The sequence below is a fragment of the Magnetospirillum sp. XM-1 genome, assembly GCF_001511835.1.
Classification (GTDB): domain Bacteria; phylum Pseudomonadota; class Alphaproteobacteria; order Rhodospirillales; family Magnetospirillaceae; genus Phaeospirillum.
Genome location: NZ_LN997848.1, coordinates 579854 through 595885, shown reverse-complemented (window position 1 = coordinate 595885; position 16032 = coordinate 579854). Strand labels below are relative to the sequence as shown.

The 16032-nt window shown below is 67.7% G+C and carries 14 protein-coding genes, 1 tRNA gene and 1 pseudogene; 4 read left to right on the top strand and 12 right to left on the bottom strand.

Going from position 1 to position 16032, the window contains the following annotated elements:
• Positions 1–83: 83 nt before the first annotated feature.
• The 8 genes from XM1_RS02895 to XM1_RS02860 all read right to left on the bottom strand — a co-directional run bounded on the left by XM1_RS02895 (position 84) and on the right by XM1_RS02860 (position 6837).
• A complete protein-coding gene (locus XM1_RS02895) occupies positions 84–431 on the bottom strand; it encodes a hypothetical protein (protein ID WP_068429419.1) in 348 nt (115 codons plus the stop codon).
• Positions 432–433: 2 nt separating this feature from the next.
• Complete coding sequence (locus tag XM1_RS02890) at positions 434–1057, bottom strand: hypothetical protein (protein ID WP_068429415.1); 624 nt, start codon at positions 1055–1057, stop codon at positions 434–436.
• A 1-nt stretch (position 1058) separates the two neighbouring features.
• Positions 1059–1478 carry a hypothetical protein gene (locus XM1_RS02885; protein WP_068429412.1) on the bottom strand — a complete coding sequence of 140 codons (420 nt, stop codon included), beginning with the start codon at positions 1476–1478 and terminating at the stop codon, positions 1059–1061.
• A gap of 11 nt (positions 1479–1489) precedes the next feature.
• Positions 1490–2713: a hypothetical protein gene (locus XM1_RS02880; protein WP_068429409.1), complete on the bottom strand. Its 1224-nt coding sequence runs from the start codon at positions 2711–2713 to the stop codon at positions 1490–1492.
• 118 nt (positions 2714–2831) lie between these two features.
• The gene (locus XM1_RS02875) at positions 2832–4736 is read right to left on the bottom strand and encodes a hypothetical protein (RefSeq protein ID WP_068429406.1); all 1905 of its coding nucleotides are present in this window, start codon (positions 4734–4736) and stop codon (positions 2832–2834) included.
• Positions 4733–5302: a hypothetical protein gene (locus XM1_RS02870; protein WP_068429403.1), complete on the bottom strand. Its 570-nt coding sequence runs from the start codon at positions 5300–5302 to the stop codon at positions 4733–4735. The genes XM1_RS02875 and XM1_RS02870 overlap by 4 nt, the downstream gene beginning before the upstream one ends.
• A 433-nt stretch (positions 5303–5735) precedes the next feature.
• Positions 5736–6005 carry a hypothetical protein gene (locus XM1_RS02865; RefSeq protein WP_068429400.1) on the bottom strand — a complete coding sequence of 90 codons (270 nt, stop codon included), beginning with the start codon at positions 6003–6005 and terminating at the stop codon, positions 5736–5738.
• 13 nt (positions 6006–6018) lie between these two features.
• On the bottom strand, positions 6019–6837 hold the full coding sequence (locus XM1_RS02860) for a phage capsid protein (protein WP_068429397.1): 819 nt from the start codon (positions 6835–6837) through the stop codon (positions 6019–6021).
• A 339-nt stretch (positions 6838–7176) separates the two neighbouring features.
• Between XM1_RS02860 and XM1_RS02855 the strand changes: the two genes are divergently transcribed.
• Positions 7177–7611 carry a bacteriohemerythrin gene (locus XM1_RS02855; RefSeq protein WP_068429394.1) on the top strand — a complete coding sequence of 145 codons (435 nt, stop codon included), beginning with the start codon at positions 7177–7179 and terminating at the stop codon, positions 7609–7611.
• A gap of 53 nt (positions 7612–7664) precedes the next feature.
• Here the strand turns inward: XM1_RS02855 and XM1_RS02850 are convergent.
• Both XM1_RS02850 and XM1_RS02845 read right to left on the bottom strand, forming a co-directional pair.
• Positions 7665–7740, bottom strand: a tRNA-Ala gene (locus tag XM1_RS02850).
• 108 nt (positions 7741–7848) lie between these two features.
• Positions 7849–8229 (bottom strand): TIGR02300 family protein, encoded by a 381-nt coding sequence (locus XM1_RS02845; RefSeq protein ID WP_068429391.1) that lies wholly within the window; start codon positions 8227–8229, stop codon positions 7849–7851.
• Positions 8230–8417: 188 nt separating this feature from the next.
• Here XM1_RS02845 and aroA point away from each other — a divergent pair, with 188 nt between their 5' ends.
• The 3 genes and pseudogenes from aroA to rpsA all read left to right on the top strand — a co-directional run.
• Entirely contained in the window at positions 8418–9752 is a 1335-nt protein-coding gene (gene aroA / locus XM1_RS02840) for a 3-phosphoshikimate 1-carboxyvinyltransferase (protein WP_068429388.1), read from the top strand.
• Positions 9749–10384 (top strand): (d)CMP kinase, encoded by a 636-nt coding sequence (cmk, locus tag XM1_RS02835; protein WP_068429385.1) that lies wholly within the window; start codon positions 9749–9751, stop codon positions 10382–10384. Before aroA ends, cmk begins: the two co-directional genes overlap by 4 nt.
• Positions 10385–10497: 113 nt before the next feature.
• A pseudogene (gene rpsA, locus XM1_RS02830) lies at positions 10498–12219 on the top strand (30S ribosomal protein S1); the annotation flags it as partial.
• Positions 12220–12453: 234 nt separating this feature from the next.
• Here rpsA and XM1_RS02825 read toward each other — a convergent pair.
• A complete protein-coding gene (locus XM1_RS02825; RefSeq protein WP_068429379.1) occupies positions 12454–13218 on the bottom strand; it encodes a J domain-containing protein in 765 nt (254 codons plus the stop codon).
• A gap of 149 nt (positions 13219–13367) precedes the next feature.
• Complete coding sequence (locus XM1_RS02820; RefSeq protein ID WP_231920674.1) at positions 13368–15947, bottom strand: EAL domain-containing protein; 2580 nt, start codon at positions 15945–15947, stop codon at positions 13368–13370.
• Between the last annotated feature and the right edge of the window lie 85 nt (positions 15948–16032).

Sequence of the window (16032 nt, the reverse complement as noted above, 5' to 3'; positions counted from 1 at the left end):
TGCTGTTTTCCTTTCGGACATGAAAAAGCCCGCCGGTTCATGCGACCGGCGGGCTTGGTCGTCCCCTTGCAGGGAAAGTGGAATCAGGTGACGAGGGCGGCCCGTAGAAGGGCGGCCTGGGCGTTGAGCTCGGCCAGCATGGCGACGTCGGCGGCTTCCGGAGCGGTTCCGGCGGCCTGGGCCTCCAGGATGGCGCGCAGGGACCGCACCGACCTGGCGTCGGTCTCGGCCAGCCGCGCCCGGATCCCGGCATTGATCTGCTCGGGAGAGGGCGGCTGCGCCGTGAACTGGCTGCCATCCCAGCAATCGCCGAGCGAAGCGGTCTCGGAAGCGACAAGGGCGGCCCCTTCCGGCGCAACCCAGTCACTGCCGGAATCGTGCATCACGACGTTGGTCACGATGCCGTTTTCGATGATTGCGGTGCGAATCATGGCTAATACCTCACGATGACTGCGCCGGCGCTTCCGCCAACGCTGCCGGTACCGCCGGCGCCGATGGTTACGGTGATCTGCTGGCCGGGGGTGACGGGGATCAGGGCAATGGCGACCGCGCCGTTATTACCCTTCATGAGTGAGCTCCACGGGGCGTAAGTGTCCCCTTGGCCGTAGGTGGTGGGCTTGTTGCAGTCGGAGGGAGCCTCGACGCCGGTACCCATGCCAAAGACGCCGGCCCCCACCACATAGGCTGGAGGCGTACCGCTGCCGCTCGCCGTTAGCGTCGGCCCGCTTCCCGAATACGTCGCTCCACCGCCGCCGCCCGGAGCAACGGCGTAGGAACCGAAGGACGAGCTTCCGCCGTTGCCTCCGGGGGTGCCACTGCCGTTGGTGTAGCCCGACCCGCCGCCGCCGCCGATGACGTTGACAGCCAGCAGGGTCACTCCGGCAGGGACGGTGAATGTCCCCGAGGAGGTGATGATTTGGCTGTTGGCAAAGGAGGCCAGCGGGGACCATGCACCATCTCCTCGAAGGAACTTGGTGGCATCGGGAATTCCCGCGCCCAGCCCGGCGAATGGAGGGGCGCCGCTGAACGCCGCCCCGAGAAGTCCAAGGGGCCGCATGCTAGTAGTCCTTGCGCTGGGCGCTGACCACCACGCCGCCGGCCAGGGCCACGCCGATGGCGGCATAAAGCTTCCAGCCCGATTGCAGGCGCAGCGGGTTGAACTCGGTGATGGCGGTGCCGTCGATATGGGTGAACGCCGTCGCGGCCGCCAGGGTGGTCTGGGCCATGGTGTAGGCGGGCATCAGGGTGGTGGCGATCAGGAAGTAATTGGCGCCGTCATGGGCGTAGAGCTGCGCCTGGGTGGCGGTCACCGTGGCCCGCGGAATGGCGGCGATGTGGGTGTATTCGGACCCGTTCGAGCCGGCGGAAGACAGCAGGACGGCGTTGGTCCCGTCGTTGTAGGTGGTCTTGGCCGCCGTGCAGACGCAGGCGTCCAGCGCCATGCCCTGTGCGAAGGCGGCGGTATTGGTCACGGTCATCTCTGATCTCCTTAATGGCTGAGCGCCGCCGCCATGGCGTGCAGGGCGGCGACGTTGGGAAGGTTGGCGCCGGCATTGCCGGCGGCGAGCGCGGCGGCGCTGCCGAGGGCGGGCTTGCCCGACAGGTCGGCATAGGCGCCGCTGGTGGCCACGTTCGCCAGCCCCGTCACCGACAGGGTGAGGCTATCGCCGGCGGGGTCGGTGCTGATCGCCATGTTCGCGCCCGCCACCAGGATCAGGGTGTCGCCGGTCTGGTCGGCAGACAGGCTCCCCTGCCCCGCCACCGCGACGGTGCTGAAGGTGTGGACGCCCGCCGCCGCCTGGGCCAGTGCCGCCGAGGCCGCCGCCGCGCTGGCCGAGCCCGAGGCGCTCAGTTCCGAGGCATGGGCCGAGGCCTGGCTGGTCACGGCGGCGCCGGCCGCCGCCTGGGCGGTAGCGGCGGCGGCGGCGGCACTGGACTGGGAGGCCGCCGCATCTGCCGCCGCCTGAAGAGCGACGGCCTCGCTGGCCTGGGCGGCGCCTTGCGACAGGGCGGCGGCGGCGGCGGCGGCATCGGCGGCCAGGCGGTCGGCCTGCACCGCGATCCGGTCCGCCGCCACACCGACCCTGTCGGCGGCCACGGCGGTCCGGTCGGCGCCGGTCACCACCACGTCGGCGTCGCAGATGTCGCGTGCCGTCACCGCGCCGGCGGCGGCCGACGACGCTGAAACCTGGCTGGCGGCGGCGGCCTCCGCCTTGGCCGTGGCCAAGGCCAGAACGGCATCCACCTCGACGGCGCTGTTGGCCAGGCCGTCGCCGGCATCGTTCCAGCGGATGGCGCGGCCGGCGGATGGTTCGGGCAGGGTCAGGTCGGCGGTGGACAGGCTGCGAAACGAACGCTTCACCGCCAGCCCGGCCTCGTCGGCGACCTGCTGCAACGCCGCCACGTGGTAGCCGAACTCCTGATTCAGCGGCTTGGCCTGAACCGAGGTGTCGGGAAATTCCGGCATCCGGTTGATCGCCATGCGGCGGCGCAGCGTCACCTGGGACGAAGCCGGCGGCGGCACGGTGAAGATCACGGTTCCCCCCACCGCCACCCCCACGCCGGAGATGGCGTAGGCCTCGGCCGGCTGAAGACTCTGGTCGACCCAAACCTCCATGTCACCGGGTTCATAGACGGGAAAAGGAAAGCCGAACGCCGCCTGGACGCCGTTGGCGACGAACTGGACGCGCGGCACGAGAGTTTGACTGATCATGTTATGTTCTCCTTGGAGTACTGTGCGCCAGATCTGGCGCACAGCACGATCAGCCGCCATTGAGGCGGCGGCCAAGCGGCCGGAAGGCCGCGCCCGGCGCGAGGGACAAACAGGTAACTTATTCGGCCCCCTTGATCTCGGTGGAGACCGAGATGACGGTGCAGGGCAGCGGCAGGTCCTGCTCGATGCGCCACAGGGGCTGCATGACGTCGCGGGTCCAGCCGATGGCCCGGACCTTGACGTCGCCGGAAAAGGCCGGCGGGCGGGTGGCGAAGCGGTCGGCTCCCCGCCGCCGGAACGGTATCGGGGTGGCGCCGCGCCCGGTGTCGATGAACAGCGCCTTGGTCTCCAGCACCCGGAAGCAGGCCTGGACCAGCCGGACGGCACGGCCCGTCGCCATGGGCTGTCCGGAAGCGGCCTGGGGCGGCAAGGGCTCGATGCGGTGGGCATAGGCCAGGCCGGCCTCGATGGTGGTCGCGGCCACCGGCAGGGTGATCTCTCCATCCACCACCATCACCTCGGCGACGGTGGTTCCGTCCATCAGCACCCGCACGCTCCGTCCGTCCAGATGCCCAAGACCGTTCCAGACGGCAGACGGCGTCTCGCGGCTTCCCGCCAGGGCGGCGTCGAGGTTGAGGGTCTCGTCGAAGCACTCGATGAAATGGCCGCCGTCGCGCTGAACCAGCACATAGGTGTCGCCGTCCACCGCCGCCACCGACTTGAAGGCGCCCTGGGTCTCGAACACCGTCCAGGCCGTCACCTTCTCGGCGCGGTAGACGGTGAGCGTCGCCATGGTTCCGTCCGCCATGACCACATGGAACAGGCGGCGGCCCGCGTCGTAATCCTGGTCCACCGGATCGTTCATGACGTGCTTGGCGACCATGGCGAGGTCGTTGGCCTGATAGGCCTGGTCCACGTCGGCGAACAGGAACTCGCGCAGGTCGCGGCCGTTGCGCGAGATGAAATGGGTGGCCCCGTCCACGTCCCGGGGGGGGACGCTGCGCTCTACCGGCGAGCCCACCCGGGTCTGGCGGTTGAGCTGGATCTTGGTCGGCGTGAGCGGCGCGCCCACCACCATCCATTCCGCTCCCGAGGTGAACACCTGCAGGTGGCGACCCGAGAACACCGCCCGGATGGCGTCCACCTGGGTGGACAGCAGGCTGAGTTCGATCGCCTCGTCGTCCAGACCGGTCCCTAAGTCGAAGTTGAACAGGTCCATGGACTTGGACAGCCACAGACGGTTGGGCAGATCGCGCGAGCCGCCGATGGCCAGCCGCCCCTGGTGGAAGCAGGCCGAAACCGGCCAGCCGCGCAGCGAGGAAAAGGACGGTTCCTCCCAATCCTTGGTGGCCGCCGTGCCGGACAGGGTTTGCTTGACCTCGGCATTGGCTTGGGTGGGCGACGAAACCGACGTGATCAGCACCTGCTTGCCCCCCACCCGGAAGCGCAAGCCCACATGGGCCGCCTGGAACACCGGGGCGGACGCCGACAGGGTGATGGAGCCGCTGGTGCCATTGGGGGCCAGCGTCACCCCGTCCTCGGCGAATTTGTGGGAGGGAACGAACAGGACGCCGTTCTCCTCGAAATAGCTCCACTCGGCCATGGTCCAGGTATCCACCCCGGTGCGGGTGATCTTGCGCGGCGCCACGTCGGGATGGACCACCAGCAATGTGTCGGCGCTTTGGGTCCAGTTCAGCTGGGCGACCTGGGCGGCATTCCACGGCGTGGCCAGCTCGGCCACCTTCTCGCCCTCGGCATAGATGTCCAGCCAGCCGTCGGACAGGGCCAGCAGGTAGGTCTGCTCGGTGTTGAACTCGAAGGCGACCAGCCGCCCCGGCCCCCGGGCCGTGGCCACGTGGCGCAGCCCGGCCCGGCGACGGACCCCGCCGATGGGGGCCACCACCACGTTGCGTAGAACCCGCGCCCCGTTGGCGTAGAGCGCCAGGTCGCCGCGCCCGGCCAGATCCACATCGACCTCGCCGGCGGTGAAGCTGGTCTTGGTGAAGATGGGCAGGCCGCTCATGACCGCACCTCCACCAGGGGAAAGTCGGTGATGGCCGACGGCGTGTGGCTCTGGGCGTCGATCAGCTTGGCACGGCGGAACTCGTCCTCGGCCAGGCGGAACAGGAACTGCGCCCGTGTGGTGCTCTCGGTGAGCGGAATGCAGAACTCGGCGGTGAGCCGCGCCATCAGCATCTGGTCAAAATAGGGCGGAAAGGCCGCTTCGTCCGGGCGGTAGACATAGGTCAGCACCACCTCGTCGGCATCGCACAGAAGGCGCGAGCCGCTGATGCGGAACACCAGGCCCGAGCCCCTGCCGCTGGGCCCGGCCGACAGCACCCGCAGGAAGTCGGTGGGCAGCTGGTAGGCATGGGCGAAATCGGCGAGCGGCTCGCCGGCCAGGCGGGCCAGGGTCGCCTGGCCGGTGGCGAAGCTCCACGGATGGGACGACAGCGCCCCGTCGCGCAAGGGGGGATAGAGGTTGGCGGCCACTTCCGATTCGGCCGAGCCGTCGTCGAAGCCGGCGATGGGGGCGGCGCCCAGGCGGATCAGGGCGCGCGAGCACAAGGCGATGGCGGACAGGGCCATGGCGGGTTCTCCTGGAATGTGTGTCTTGAATGACGGGCTATCGCCCGGATCCATTTGGGGCGATGCCCCAAACCCCCTTCATTTTCAAAACCAAGGGTGGTCTGGAGGCACCGCCTCCAGCCGGGGCCGGGGCGGGAGCCCCGCTAACTCCAAGCCCCGCCCCCGCTGCGTGAGAGGATCGCGCGGGGGCGGGGCGGCGGCCGGCGGCTGACACGGCGGGGGGAAGGGAAAACCCGCCGGAGCGCCAGGGCCGGAATTGTGAATTGCCAAGAAGGGCCTCCCCCGGATTCCTCCGGGGGAGAGGGTTCCGTCTCGTCCGCGAACCGGGAACCGGTCCGCGGGCGAGACGGCAAGCGCAAGGCGCGCCGCGGCTTATGCCGCGAGAGCCAAGCCGCCGGAGGCGGCGCCCGGCGATTGAGGGCGAATAGACCGGCTAGCGCGTATCCGCGCCGCCGATCTGGGTCAGGTCGTTGACGTCGACCACGCCGCCGGTATTGGCGGAGACCAGGAACAGGCCGGCCTTCATGGTGCCGGCGGTGTCCACGTTGGCGACGACGATGTCGCCGACGCGCAGCATGGTCGAGGCGGCGTTGAAATAGCCGCTGGTGTCGACCGTGTTGGCGGTGTCGGCGGTGGTGTAGTGCCACAGCGTGAAGCCGTTGGCATAGGCCAGGACCGACAGGTCCTTGGACTGATAGGCCATGATGGAAGCTCCCTTAGGATTCGAGGCAGCGCAGCGAGACGACGCCGGTGGAATCGACCAGCGCGGCGCCCTGGCTCATGAAGTTGTTGACGAACCAGGCGGCGCGATCGCCCTGGTAGGTGATCTCCGACTTGACCTCGGCGCCGCAGGCATGGCCGATTGCCGATTTGTGGTACCAGTAGCAGTAGCGCACGCCCGACGACTTGGTCAGACCCGAATGCGGCATCCAGGTGGTGCCCAGCCACTTCTTGGCCTGGGTGCCCTTCCAGGGCAGGTCGGCGGAACCGACATAGTCGGTGCTGGAGAATTCCTCGATGCCCATCAGCTCGGACCACTGCTTCCAGCCGACGATGGCATAGCGCTCGCCGTCGTCGGGGACTTCGGCGTCGCCCAGCATCTCGAAGGCTTCCAGCACCTTGTCCCGGGTCAGGCCGGTGGTGCCGTCCAGGGCGTAATTGGCCGACTTGTCCAGCTCGGCGATGATCAGCTCGTCGGTCTTGCGGCCCAGCGCGTAGGCGCCGGCGTTGACCAGCACGGCGCGCTCGTCGTGCTCGACCTTCAGTTCGTCCAGCTTGTCCAGCCAGTCGCCGGCGTAATAGTCGAACAGCTGGCATTCGACGGACGAGTGGTCGATGTTCATCACCGGCACCTTGCCGTGGCGGGCCTTGGTGCTGGCGGTGCCCTTGCCGACCTTCTGGAAGACGGCGATGGCGCCCTTGACGTTGTTGCGCACGCGCACGGTGTTGCGCAGCTTGGTGCCCATGCGCTGGTAGGCGGAATGGACCTCGTGGCCGTACTGCGTCGAGTAGGCGTTGACGATGCTCGTGGACATGTTTTGTTCCTCTGCGAGGTTGTGTGGCGATGGCCTTGGGCCCCGTCGGTTCTGCCCGGCCGGGCGCGCCGGCGGCCGGGCGCCGTCGAAAGCGGTGCCGGACAATCCGGCGGGCCGGGCCGAGCGGCCCGGTTGTCCCCGGATGAAGAAGAGAAGAAATCTGGTTCGACACCCCTGCCGTAGACGCAGTTCGGGTGTTGATGGGAATTTATATACCGGCTAATGGGAATATTGTCAACACGAATTTTTCATCGGCAGAATTCGTCACCAGCCGCCGCTGGACCTGCGCCGGCCTCTGCGTAACAATACATACATGCGCAATAGGGATGCGAGGCCGCCATGCTGATCTGGCGCGACGCGATGGCCATCGGCCAGCCCGACATCGATCACGCCCGCAAACACGTGATCGGGCGAATAAACGATTTCGAGCGGGCGCTGGGCACCAGCGGGCCCCACATCGCCCTGGGCCTGTTCCTGACCGGCCTTTACGAGGAAACCAGCACCGCCTTCAGCCGCGAGGAGAAGATCCAGCGCGAATGCTCGTTCCCCTTCACCGAGCCGCACCACCGGGAACATGCCGCCCTGCTGGAAAAGGTCGAGGTGATGAAGGAGCAGTACGACGAGCTGGACGCGCGAAGCGACTGCACCTTGCTGGTCCGCGAACTGGCGATGCTGGCCAAGGAATGGATCACCGTCCACATCGTCCAGAGCGACCTGAAGCTGAAGCCCTACTGGCTCAACCACAACGGCATCTATCTCAGGGGCCAGAGGTAGCCGTCACCCAAAAGCAGAAGGCCCGGTCATTTCTGACCGGGCCTTCGCTATTTTGGTGGAGCTAGACGGAATCGAACCGACGACCTCTTGAATGCCATTCAAGCGCTCTCCCAACTGAGCTATAGCCCCTGAAACTTGTTACCTGCGGGCTTGGGGCCCCGCCGGTGGAGGCGGAACATATGGTTTCCCGGGTGGCCTTGCAAGCGAAAAATTCGCTCTTCGGCACACTTCGGAAAATCACACCTCGTCCTCGATCTCCTCGTCCATGTGCTCCATGACTTCGGCCATGTCGTCGTCGTCCTCGCCCAGGTCGGACGCGTCCTCGATCAGGCCGCTTTCATCGTCGTCGGCGCCATCGGCCTCGGTGTCGAGGGCTTCGTCCTCGTCATCGACCGCCGGCAAGTCATCGGCATCGATATCCGCCGCCACAGGAACGGCCGCCGCCACGGGCGCCGCCTTTTCCGCCGCCGCCGCGCTGCCACGACGCACCTTGAAGGGCATGTCGGGCTCGACCGTCGACCCGCACTTCGGGCAGACGATAGGGGTGCGCGTCAGGTCATAGAAACGGCATCCGCAGCTCTGGCAGGTGCGCTTCTGTCCCCATTCCGGCTTTGCCACTCTCGTCCTCCTTCAACGTGTCACTCGAACTCAGGTCGAAGGGGCCATTTGCCATGTTCCCCACCCTGTGTCAAAACGAAAAAGCGTGGGCGGTGCAGCATGGAACGCAGGTCTATGACGCCGATGCCGCCTATGCTAGAGCTTCGCCGGGCAACTTTTGCCCTTGCCGCTGGTTATCAGGAGTGATCATGGCCAAGCCGCTTTCATCCCGTCGGGCCGCACCTTTGGCCGGTTCGGCGCGCGTGCCGGGCGACAAGTCCATCTCGCACCGCGCCCTGATGCTGGGCGCGCTGGCGGTGGGCGAAAGCGTGGTGACCGGCCTGCTGGAAGGCGACGATGTTTTGCGCACCGCCGCCTGCATGCGGGCCCTGGGCGCCGAGGTGGAGCGCCAGGCCGACGGATCGTGGCGGCTGTTCGGACGCGGCGTCGGCGGATTGATGGAGCCGGCGGACGTTCTGGACATGGGCAATTCCGGCACCGGGGCGCGGCTGCTGATGGGCCTGGTGGCCACCCATCCCTTCACCAGCTTCTTCACCGGCGACGGATCGCTTCGCTCGCGGCCCATGCGCCGGGTGACCGAGCCGCTCGGCCGCATGGGCGCCCGCTTCGTCAGCCGCGACGGCGGCCGCCTGCCGCTGGCGGTGACCGGCACGGCGCAGCCCACGCCCATCACCTACGAGCTTCCCGTCGCCTCGGCCCAGGTGAAGTCGGCCATCATGCTGGCCGGCCTCAACACCGCCGGCGAGACCACGGTGATCGAGCGCGAAGCCACCCGCGACCACACCGAGCTGATGCTCCGGAATTTCGGCGCCACCGTGCGGGTCGAGGACGCCGAGGGCGGCGGCCGCGCCATCACCGTGGTGGGCTTTCCCGAACTGACCGGCCGCCCGGTGGTGGTTCCCGCCGACCCCTCGTCGGCCGCCTTCCCGGTGGTGGCGGCCCTGCTGGTGGAAGGCTCGGAAATCCGCCTGCCCGGCGTCGGCACCAATCCGCTGCGCACCGGGCTTTACCAGACCCTGCTGGAAATGGGCGCCGACATCCGCTTCGACAATCCCCGCGACCAGGCGGGCGAGCCGGTGGCCGACCTGGTGGTCCGCGCCTCGCGGCTTAAGGGCGTCGACGTCCCGGCCGAGCGCGCACCGTCCATGATCGACGAATACCCGATTCTGGCCGTTGCCGCCGCCTTCGCCGAGGGCACCACCCGCATGCGCGGCCTGGGCGAACTGCGGGTCAAGGAAAGCGACCGCCTGGCCGCCATGGCCCGTGGGCTGGCCGCCTGCGGCGTGGCGGTGGAGGAGGAGCGGGATGCCCTCATCGTCCACGGCACGGGACGCGTTCCCGACGGCGACGCCACCGTCACCACCCATTTCGACCACCGCATCGCCATGTCCTTCCTGGTGATGGGCATGGCCTCGGCCCGCCCCGTTGCCGTGGACGACGCCGAAGCCATCGACACCAGCTTCCCCGCCTTCGTCGAACTGATGAACGGGTTGGGAGCGAAGATTTCCGGGGAAAATCCGTGAGCATCGTCATCGCCATCGACGGACCGGCCGCCGCCGGCAAGGGGACCCTGGCACGGCGTCTGGCCGCCGAGCTGGGCTTCGATTATCTCGACACCGGCCTGATCTACCGCGCCGTAGGCATGAAGCTGGCCCGCGCCGGGCGTGATCCCGCCGACGTGGCCCTGGCCGAACAGGCGGCCCAGTCCCTGTCGCCCGCCGACCTCGCCGCCGATGACCTGCGCATCGACGCGGCGGCTCAGGCGGCCTCCAAGGTGGCCTCCATCCCCGGCGTGCGCGCCGCGCTCCTTGACTTCCAGCGCCGCTTCGCCGCTACGCCCCCGGGGAGCAAGGGGGCGGTTCTCGACGGCCGCGACATCGGCACGGTGGTCTGCCCCGAGGCGGGCGTGAAGCTGTTCGTCACGGCCAGCGTGGAAAAAAGGGCCGAGCGGCGGCTGAAAGAGTTGCAGGAAAAGGGCCTGGGGGCTATATACGGCACCGTCCTGGCCGACATGCGGGAACGTGACGAGCGCGATACCAACCGCGCGGTCGCCCCGCTGGTTCCGGCCCAGGATGCCGCCGTGCTGGACACGTCCGACCTCGATGCCGACCAGGCTTTCGCCGCCGCGCTTCGGATCGTCCGCTCCAAACGGTAGCCTTACAGAGCACATTGACGCCGCCTGGGCACCCCTGGGCGGTGGTTTTGTTTTTTTGAGAAACACCCCGTTTTCAAAGACCGCCGGAGACAACCGGCAGGCCGGAAAGACACGACACGAAAGGAACTACCCTTACAATGACCAATACCGCTACTGCGCAGGCCGTCGACGATTTCGCCGCCCTGCTGGACGAGACCCTCGGTGTGGGCGGCTCGTTCGAAGGCTCCGTGATCACCGGCACCATCGTCGAGGTCGACGGTGACGTCGCCGTGATCGACGTGGGCCTCAAGTCCGAGGGCCGCGTCCCTCTGAAGGAATTCGCCACCGCCGGCCGCGCCGCCGACATCAAGGCCGGCGACCAGGTCGACGTGTTCGTCGAGCGCTATGAAGACCGCAACGGCGAGGTCGTCCTCAGCCGTGAGAAGGCCAAGCGCGAAGAGGCCTGGACCCTGCTGGAGAAGTCGTTCGAGGCGCAGCAGCGCGTCACCGGCGTGATCTTCGGCCGCGTCAAGGGCGGTTTCACCGTCGATCTGTCGGGCGCCGTGGCGTTCCTGCCGGGCAGCCAGGTCGACATCCGCCCCGTGCGCGACATCACCCCGCTGCTGGGCACCCCCCAGCCCTTCCAGATCCTCAAGATGGACCGCTCGCGCGGCAACATCGTGGTGTCGCGTCGCGCCGTTCTCGAAGAGACCCGCGCCGAGCAGCGCTCCGAGCTGATCGAGAACCTCAAGGAAGGCCAGATCCTCGAGGGCGTGGTCAAGAACATCACCGATTACGGTGCGTTCGTGGACCTGGGCGGCGTCGACGGCCTGCTGCACGTCACCGACATCGCCTGGAAGCGCATCAACCACCCGTCCGAGGCGCTGCACATCGGCCAGACCGTCAAGGTCCAGGTCATCCGCTTCAACCCGGAAACCCAGCGCATCTCGCTCGGCATCAAGCAGCTTGACGCCGATCCGTGGGAGGGTGTCGAGGCCAAGTACCCGGTCAACGCCAAGTTCTCGGGCCGCGTCACCAACATCACCGACTACGGCGCGTTCGTCGAGCTGGAGCCCGGTGTCGAGGGTCTGGTGCACGTCTCCGAAATGTCGTGGACCAAGAAGAACGTCCACCCCGGCAAGATCGTCTCCACTTCGCAGGAAGTCGAGGTCATGGTGCTGGACGTGGATCCGCAGAAGCGCCGCATCTCGCTCGGCCTCAAGCAGACCATGAACAACCCGTGGGAAGGCTTCCTGGATCGCTTCCCCCAGGGCACCCTGGTCGAGGGCGAGATCAAGAACATCACCGAGTTCGGCCTGTTCATCGGCCTGCCCGGCGACATCGACGGCATGGTCCACCTGTCGGATCTGGATTGGGCGACTCCTGGCGAGCAGGCCATCCAGAACTTCAAGAAGGGCGATGTGGTCAAGGCCAAGGTTCTTGACGTCGACGTCGAGAAGGAGCGCATCAGCCTCGGCATCAAGCAGCTGGGCGCCGACCCCTATCAGGACGCCGTGGCGTCCATCAAGAAGGGCGACGTGGTCACCTGCACCGTGACCCAGGTTACCGAGAACGGCCTGGAAGTCACCGTCGAGGGCATGACCGGCTTCATCCGCAAGTCCGAGCTGTCGCGCGAGCGCTCCGAGCAGCGCCCCGAGCGCTTCGCGGTCGGCGAGAAGATCGACGCCAAGATCACCGCCTTCGAGAAGGCGGCGCGCAAGATCACCCTGTCGGTGAAGGCGCGCGAGGTCGAGGAAGAGAAGCAGGCCATGGCCGAGTACGGTTCGTCCGACTCGGGCGCCTCGCTGGGCGACATCCTGGGTGCCGCCATGCGCAAGGCTCAGGAGAAGGAGTAATCCTCCTCCTGAAGGCTTCCGCCTGAAAAAGGGAAGGCCCGGTACCGCAAGGTACCGGGCCTTTTCCTTTGGTTCATCCGGCTGGCGGCGGGGATTTCTTCATCCGTCATGGCCGGGCTTGACCCGGCCATCCACGTGGAGCCGTTTGGCGATGTCCCAGACGAGCCATATGGATGCCCGGAACAAGTCCGGGCATGACGAGAGCCGAGGCGATCCGGCGCTCCCCTCGACGCGTTAATCCCGCAGCAGCTCCATGGCCTGGTTGAGCTGGCTCATACGGTGATGGTTGCCGTGGTTGCTGTCGGGATGATGGATGGTGGCCAGCATGCGGAACTTGGCCCGCACCGTGCGGCGGTCGGGCGAGGCGCCGGGCGGAAAGCCCAGGATATGCAGCGCGTCGGCCCGGGTCATCACGCCGCCTGGCAGCGGTTCGAAGGACAGGACGTTGATGATGGCGCGCAGCCGCTCCAGTTCCTCGCTGGCGGCGGCCATGGCGGTGGCCTGGTCGCGCCCCCCGCGGCGGCGCTCCACCTTGGGATAGGCCTCCTCGGCGTCGGAAGGCGGCGGGGGCGGAGGTGGGGGCGGGGCGGAAGCCGCGGGCGCCGCCGCCGGCTCTTCTCCCGGCCGCTCGACCCTGAGGCGGATGTCGCCCTGGGCCATGGACAGCGCCAGGCCTAAGGCGCGGCGGATGGCCTCGACGCTGTAGCCAGGCGCCATGCGCACCTGCAGGCGCGGCTTGCGCCGCCAGGGGCGACCCTCGGCCGGGCCGGATTTCAGGATGACGGTTTCGCGGTCGTCGGGCTCCGGCTCGCCCGGATCGGGAAAGACGGCGATGGTCTCGGGCGGCACCACCAGCAGCACCGAGCGGGCGATGTCGCCCACATTGACCCGCCGGCGGAGCGCCAGCTTGTCCACCGCGTCGCGAAAGGCGCTGGCGCAGGGGATGGTGTAGGAATGCTTCACCGTATTGGCGGCGGCGGTCGCGGTGTGATCTTTCATGGTCCGGATTCGACAGTCAAATCGGGTGCCCTCACCCACCCGAAATGAATAGGGCCAATAGGTCAAACCCGTCAACTACTAATGTTGGCCGCTCATTGATAAACTGAAGATTGCCCAATCATCTCATTGAAATAATGAGATAATCCAAATCAGGCTTCGGCGGGCAGGCGCGACGGCGCCAGATTGAGCCGGCGGCCTTCGGCCAGCAGGGCGCGCAATCCGTCGGCGGGCAGCGGGCGCGAGAAGAAGTAGCCCTGCATCTGGTCGCAGCCCAGGTTGCGCAGGAAGTCCAGGTGCTCCTGATGCTCGACGCCCTCGGCCACCACCTTGAGCCGCAGCGCCTTGGCCATGGCGATGATGGCGTCGACGATGGCGGCGTCGTTGGGGTCGGTGGTGACGTCCAGCACGAAGGAACGGTCGATCTTCAGCTTGCTGATGGGGAATCGCTTCAAGACCGACAGCGAGGAATAACCGGTGCCGAAATCGTCGATGGAGCAGGCGATGCCCATCTCCTTCAACTGATTGACCACGGCGATGGCGTTGTCGGCGTCACGCATGGCCGAACTTTCGGTCAGCTCCACCTCCAGCCAGCGGCTGTCCAGATGGTTGTCCACCAGGGCGCGCTCGCAGGCGGCCAGCAGCCGCCGGGCGTACTGGAACTGCCGGCCCGACACGTTGACCGCCACGGGAATGGCCGGCAGGCCCTGGTCCTGCCATTCCTTGTTCTGGCGGGTGCATTCCCACAGCATGAATTCGCAGACGCCGTCGATCAGGCCGGATTCCTCGGCCACCGGAATGAAGTCGGCGGGCGAGACCATGCCTAAGTCCGGGCTGTTCCAGCGGACCAGCGCCTCCATGCCCACCACGTTGCCGACCAGCAGGTCCACCTGGGGCTGGTAGTGGGCGGTCAGCTCGCCATGCTCGATGGCGCGCCTGAGCCGCGTCTGCAGCGACAGGGTCTTGGCGGCCCGCGCGCTGATCTCCTTGGTGAACACCTGCAGGCTGGCCGGTCCCTGGGCCTTGGCCAGTTGCAGGGCGGCGTCGGCGTTCTTGATCAGGGTCTCGGGATCGTCACCGTCGCGGGGATAGAGCGCGGCGCCCATGGCGGCCGACACGTCGAAATCCTGTCCGGCGGCGGCCACGGTGGCCTGGGCCGAGGCCCTCAGGCGGTCCAGCGCCTCCATGGCCTCGCGCTTCGAGCCCAGCCCGGCGATCAGCACCAGGAAGCGGTCGCCCGAGGTCCGCGCGATGACGTCGTTGACCGAAAGCGCGGCGCGCAGCAGGTCGCTGGCCGCCATCAGCACCTGGTCGCCGATGGCGTGGCCCATGGTGGCGTTGATGATACCCAGACGGTCGAGGCCGATGCTGACCACCGCCAGCATGGTCTGGTCGCGGGCGGCGGTTTCGCGGGCGGCGGCAAAGCGCTCCATGAAGGCGGTGCGGTTGGGCAGCCGGGTCAGCGGATCGAAATAGGCCAGGAAGGACAGACGCTGTTCCGCCTGCTTGCGGTCGGTGACGTCGAGCATGACGCCGTCCCACACCACGTCACCGCCATTGCGCAGCGTGGGCCGCGACTGACCGCGCAGCCAGCGGCGGCGGCCGTCGGCGCCGGGCACCGACATCTCCTCGTCGAAGGGCTCCATGGTCCTGGCCGAGCGGCCCAGTCCGGCGAAGAAGCTTTGGCGTTCGTCCTCGGGGATCAGCGAGAGAAACAGCTGGGGATTGTCCATCAGCTGTTCCGGACCCAGGCCCAGGATGGCCCGGCACCCCTCGCTGACATAGGAAAAGCCGAGGCTGCCGTCGGTGCGCAGCACTCTTTGGAACACCATGCCGGGCACATTGGCGGCGATGGCGCGCAGCCTCTCCTCGGATTCGCGCAGCGCCGCCTCGGTCAGCTTGCGCTCGGTGATGTCGCGGCCGATGCCGACGAACAGGCGCTGCCCTTCCAGCCGCACCTCGGTGGTCGACAGTTCCAGGGGAAAGGTCGAGCCGTCCTTCCTGAGGCCCATCAGCTCGCGCGCGCCGCCGCCGACGATGCCGCCGGCCGAGACTTCGGCCGCTTCCAGCAAGTCGTCCGCGTGCATTTCGGGCGGCAGCAAGGTGGTGAAGGGCTTGCCCGCCAGTTCGGCCATGGTCCAGCCGAACAAGACCTCGGCGGCGGCGTTGACGCTGTCGATGGCGCCGTCGGATTCCACCACGATCAGCGAATCGCCGGCATGGTCCATCAGCATTTCCAGGCGCAGCTCGGCGCGGCGCCCGTCGGTGACGTCGACCATCACCCCGTCCCAGACGACGCTGCCGTCGCCCTGGCGGCGGGGCTCGGAGGCCCCCTTCAGCCAGCGGACCTCGCCCTGGGCCGTGATGGCGCGGAATTCCTCGCGGCAGGTGTCGAGCTGCCGGGCGGAACGATGGATCTCGGCGAGATGGGCGTCGCGGTCGGCCCAATGAACGGCGTGCAGGCAGCCTTGCGAATTGACGCCCATGGCCTCGGGAGCGAAGCCCAGCAACGCCCGGATGCTGTGGCTGAACCAGGGGTATTGGAGGGCGCCGTCGGGCCCGAGGACGCGCTGGAAGGCGAAGCCGGGCAGATTGGCGGTCAGCCCGCCCAGGCGGGCCTCGGCCTCGGCCAGGCGGGGCAGAGCCTCGGCCGGGGAGCATGAGCCGCGGTCGGCCCTCCCCTGAGTGGCCGCCGAAATCGCGCCTCTTCCGGAATCGCTGCTGCTTGTCAAGCTTGGGTCCTCTCCCGGCAAAGGGCCGGGAACAATGGAAAAACTAGCTTTTGGTAATGGTATCGGGCGTTTGAGCCGAGGTCAA

What these genes read in the sequence shown, in the direction of transcription:
- XM1_RS02895 (WP_068429419.1), bottom strand. Translation starts at nt 431, where the DNA reads ATGATTCGCACCGCAATCATCGAAAACGGCATCGTGACCAACGTCGTG.
- XM1_RS02890 (WP_068429415.1), bottom strand. Translation starts at nt 1,057, where the DNA reads ATGCGGCCCCTTGGACTTCTCGGGGCGGCGTTCAGCGGCGCCCCTCCA.
- XM1_RS02885 (WP_068429412.1), bottom strand. Translation starts at nt 1,478, where the DNA reads ATGACCGTGACCAATACCGCCGCCTTCGCACAGGGCATGGCGCTGGAC.
- XM1_RS02880 (WP_068429409.1), bottom strand. Translation starts at nt 2,713, where the DNA reads ATGATCAGTCAAACTCTCGTGCCGCGCGTCCAGTTCGTCGCCAACGGC.
- XM1_RS02875 (WP_068429406.1), bottom strand. Translation starts at nt 4,736, where the DNA reads ATGAGCGGCCTGCCCATCTTCACCAAGACCAGCTTCACCGCCGGCGAG.
- XM1_RS02870 (WP_068429403.1), bottom strand. Translation starts at nt 5,302, where the DNA reads ATGGCCCTGTCCGCCATCGCCTTGTGCTCGCGCGCCCTGATCCGCCTG.
- XM1_RS02865 (WP_068429400.1), bottom strand. Translation starts at nt 6,005, where the DNA reads ATGGCCTATCAGTCCAAGGACCTGTCGGTCCTGGCCTATGCCAACGGC.
- XM1_RS02860 (WP_068429397.1), bottom strand. Translation starts at nt 6,837, where the DNA reads ATGTCCACGAGCATCGTCAACGCCTACTCGACGCAGTACGGCCACGAG.
- XM1_RS02855 (WP_068429394.1), top strand. Translation starts at nt 7,177, where the DNA reads ATGCTGATCTGGCGCGACGCGATGGCCATCGGCCAGCCCGACATCGAT.
- aroA (WP_068429388.1), top strand. Translation starts at nt 8,418, where the DNA reads ATGGCCAAGCCGCTTTCATCCCGTCGGGCCGCACCTTTGGCCGGTTCG.
- XM1_RS02825 (WP_068429379.1), bottom strand. Translation starts at nt 13,218, where the DNA reads ATGAAAGATCACACCGCGACCGCCGCCGCCAATACGGTGAAGCATTCC.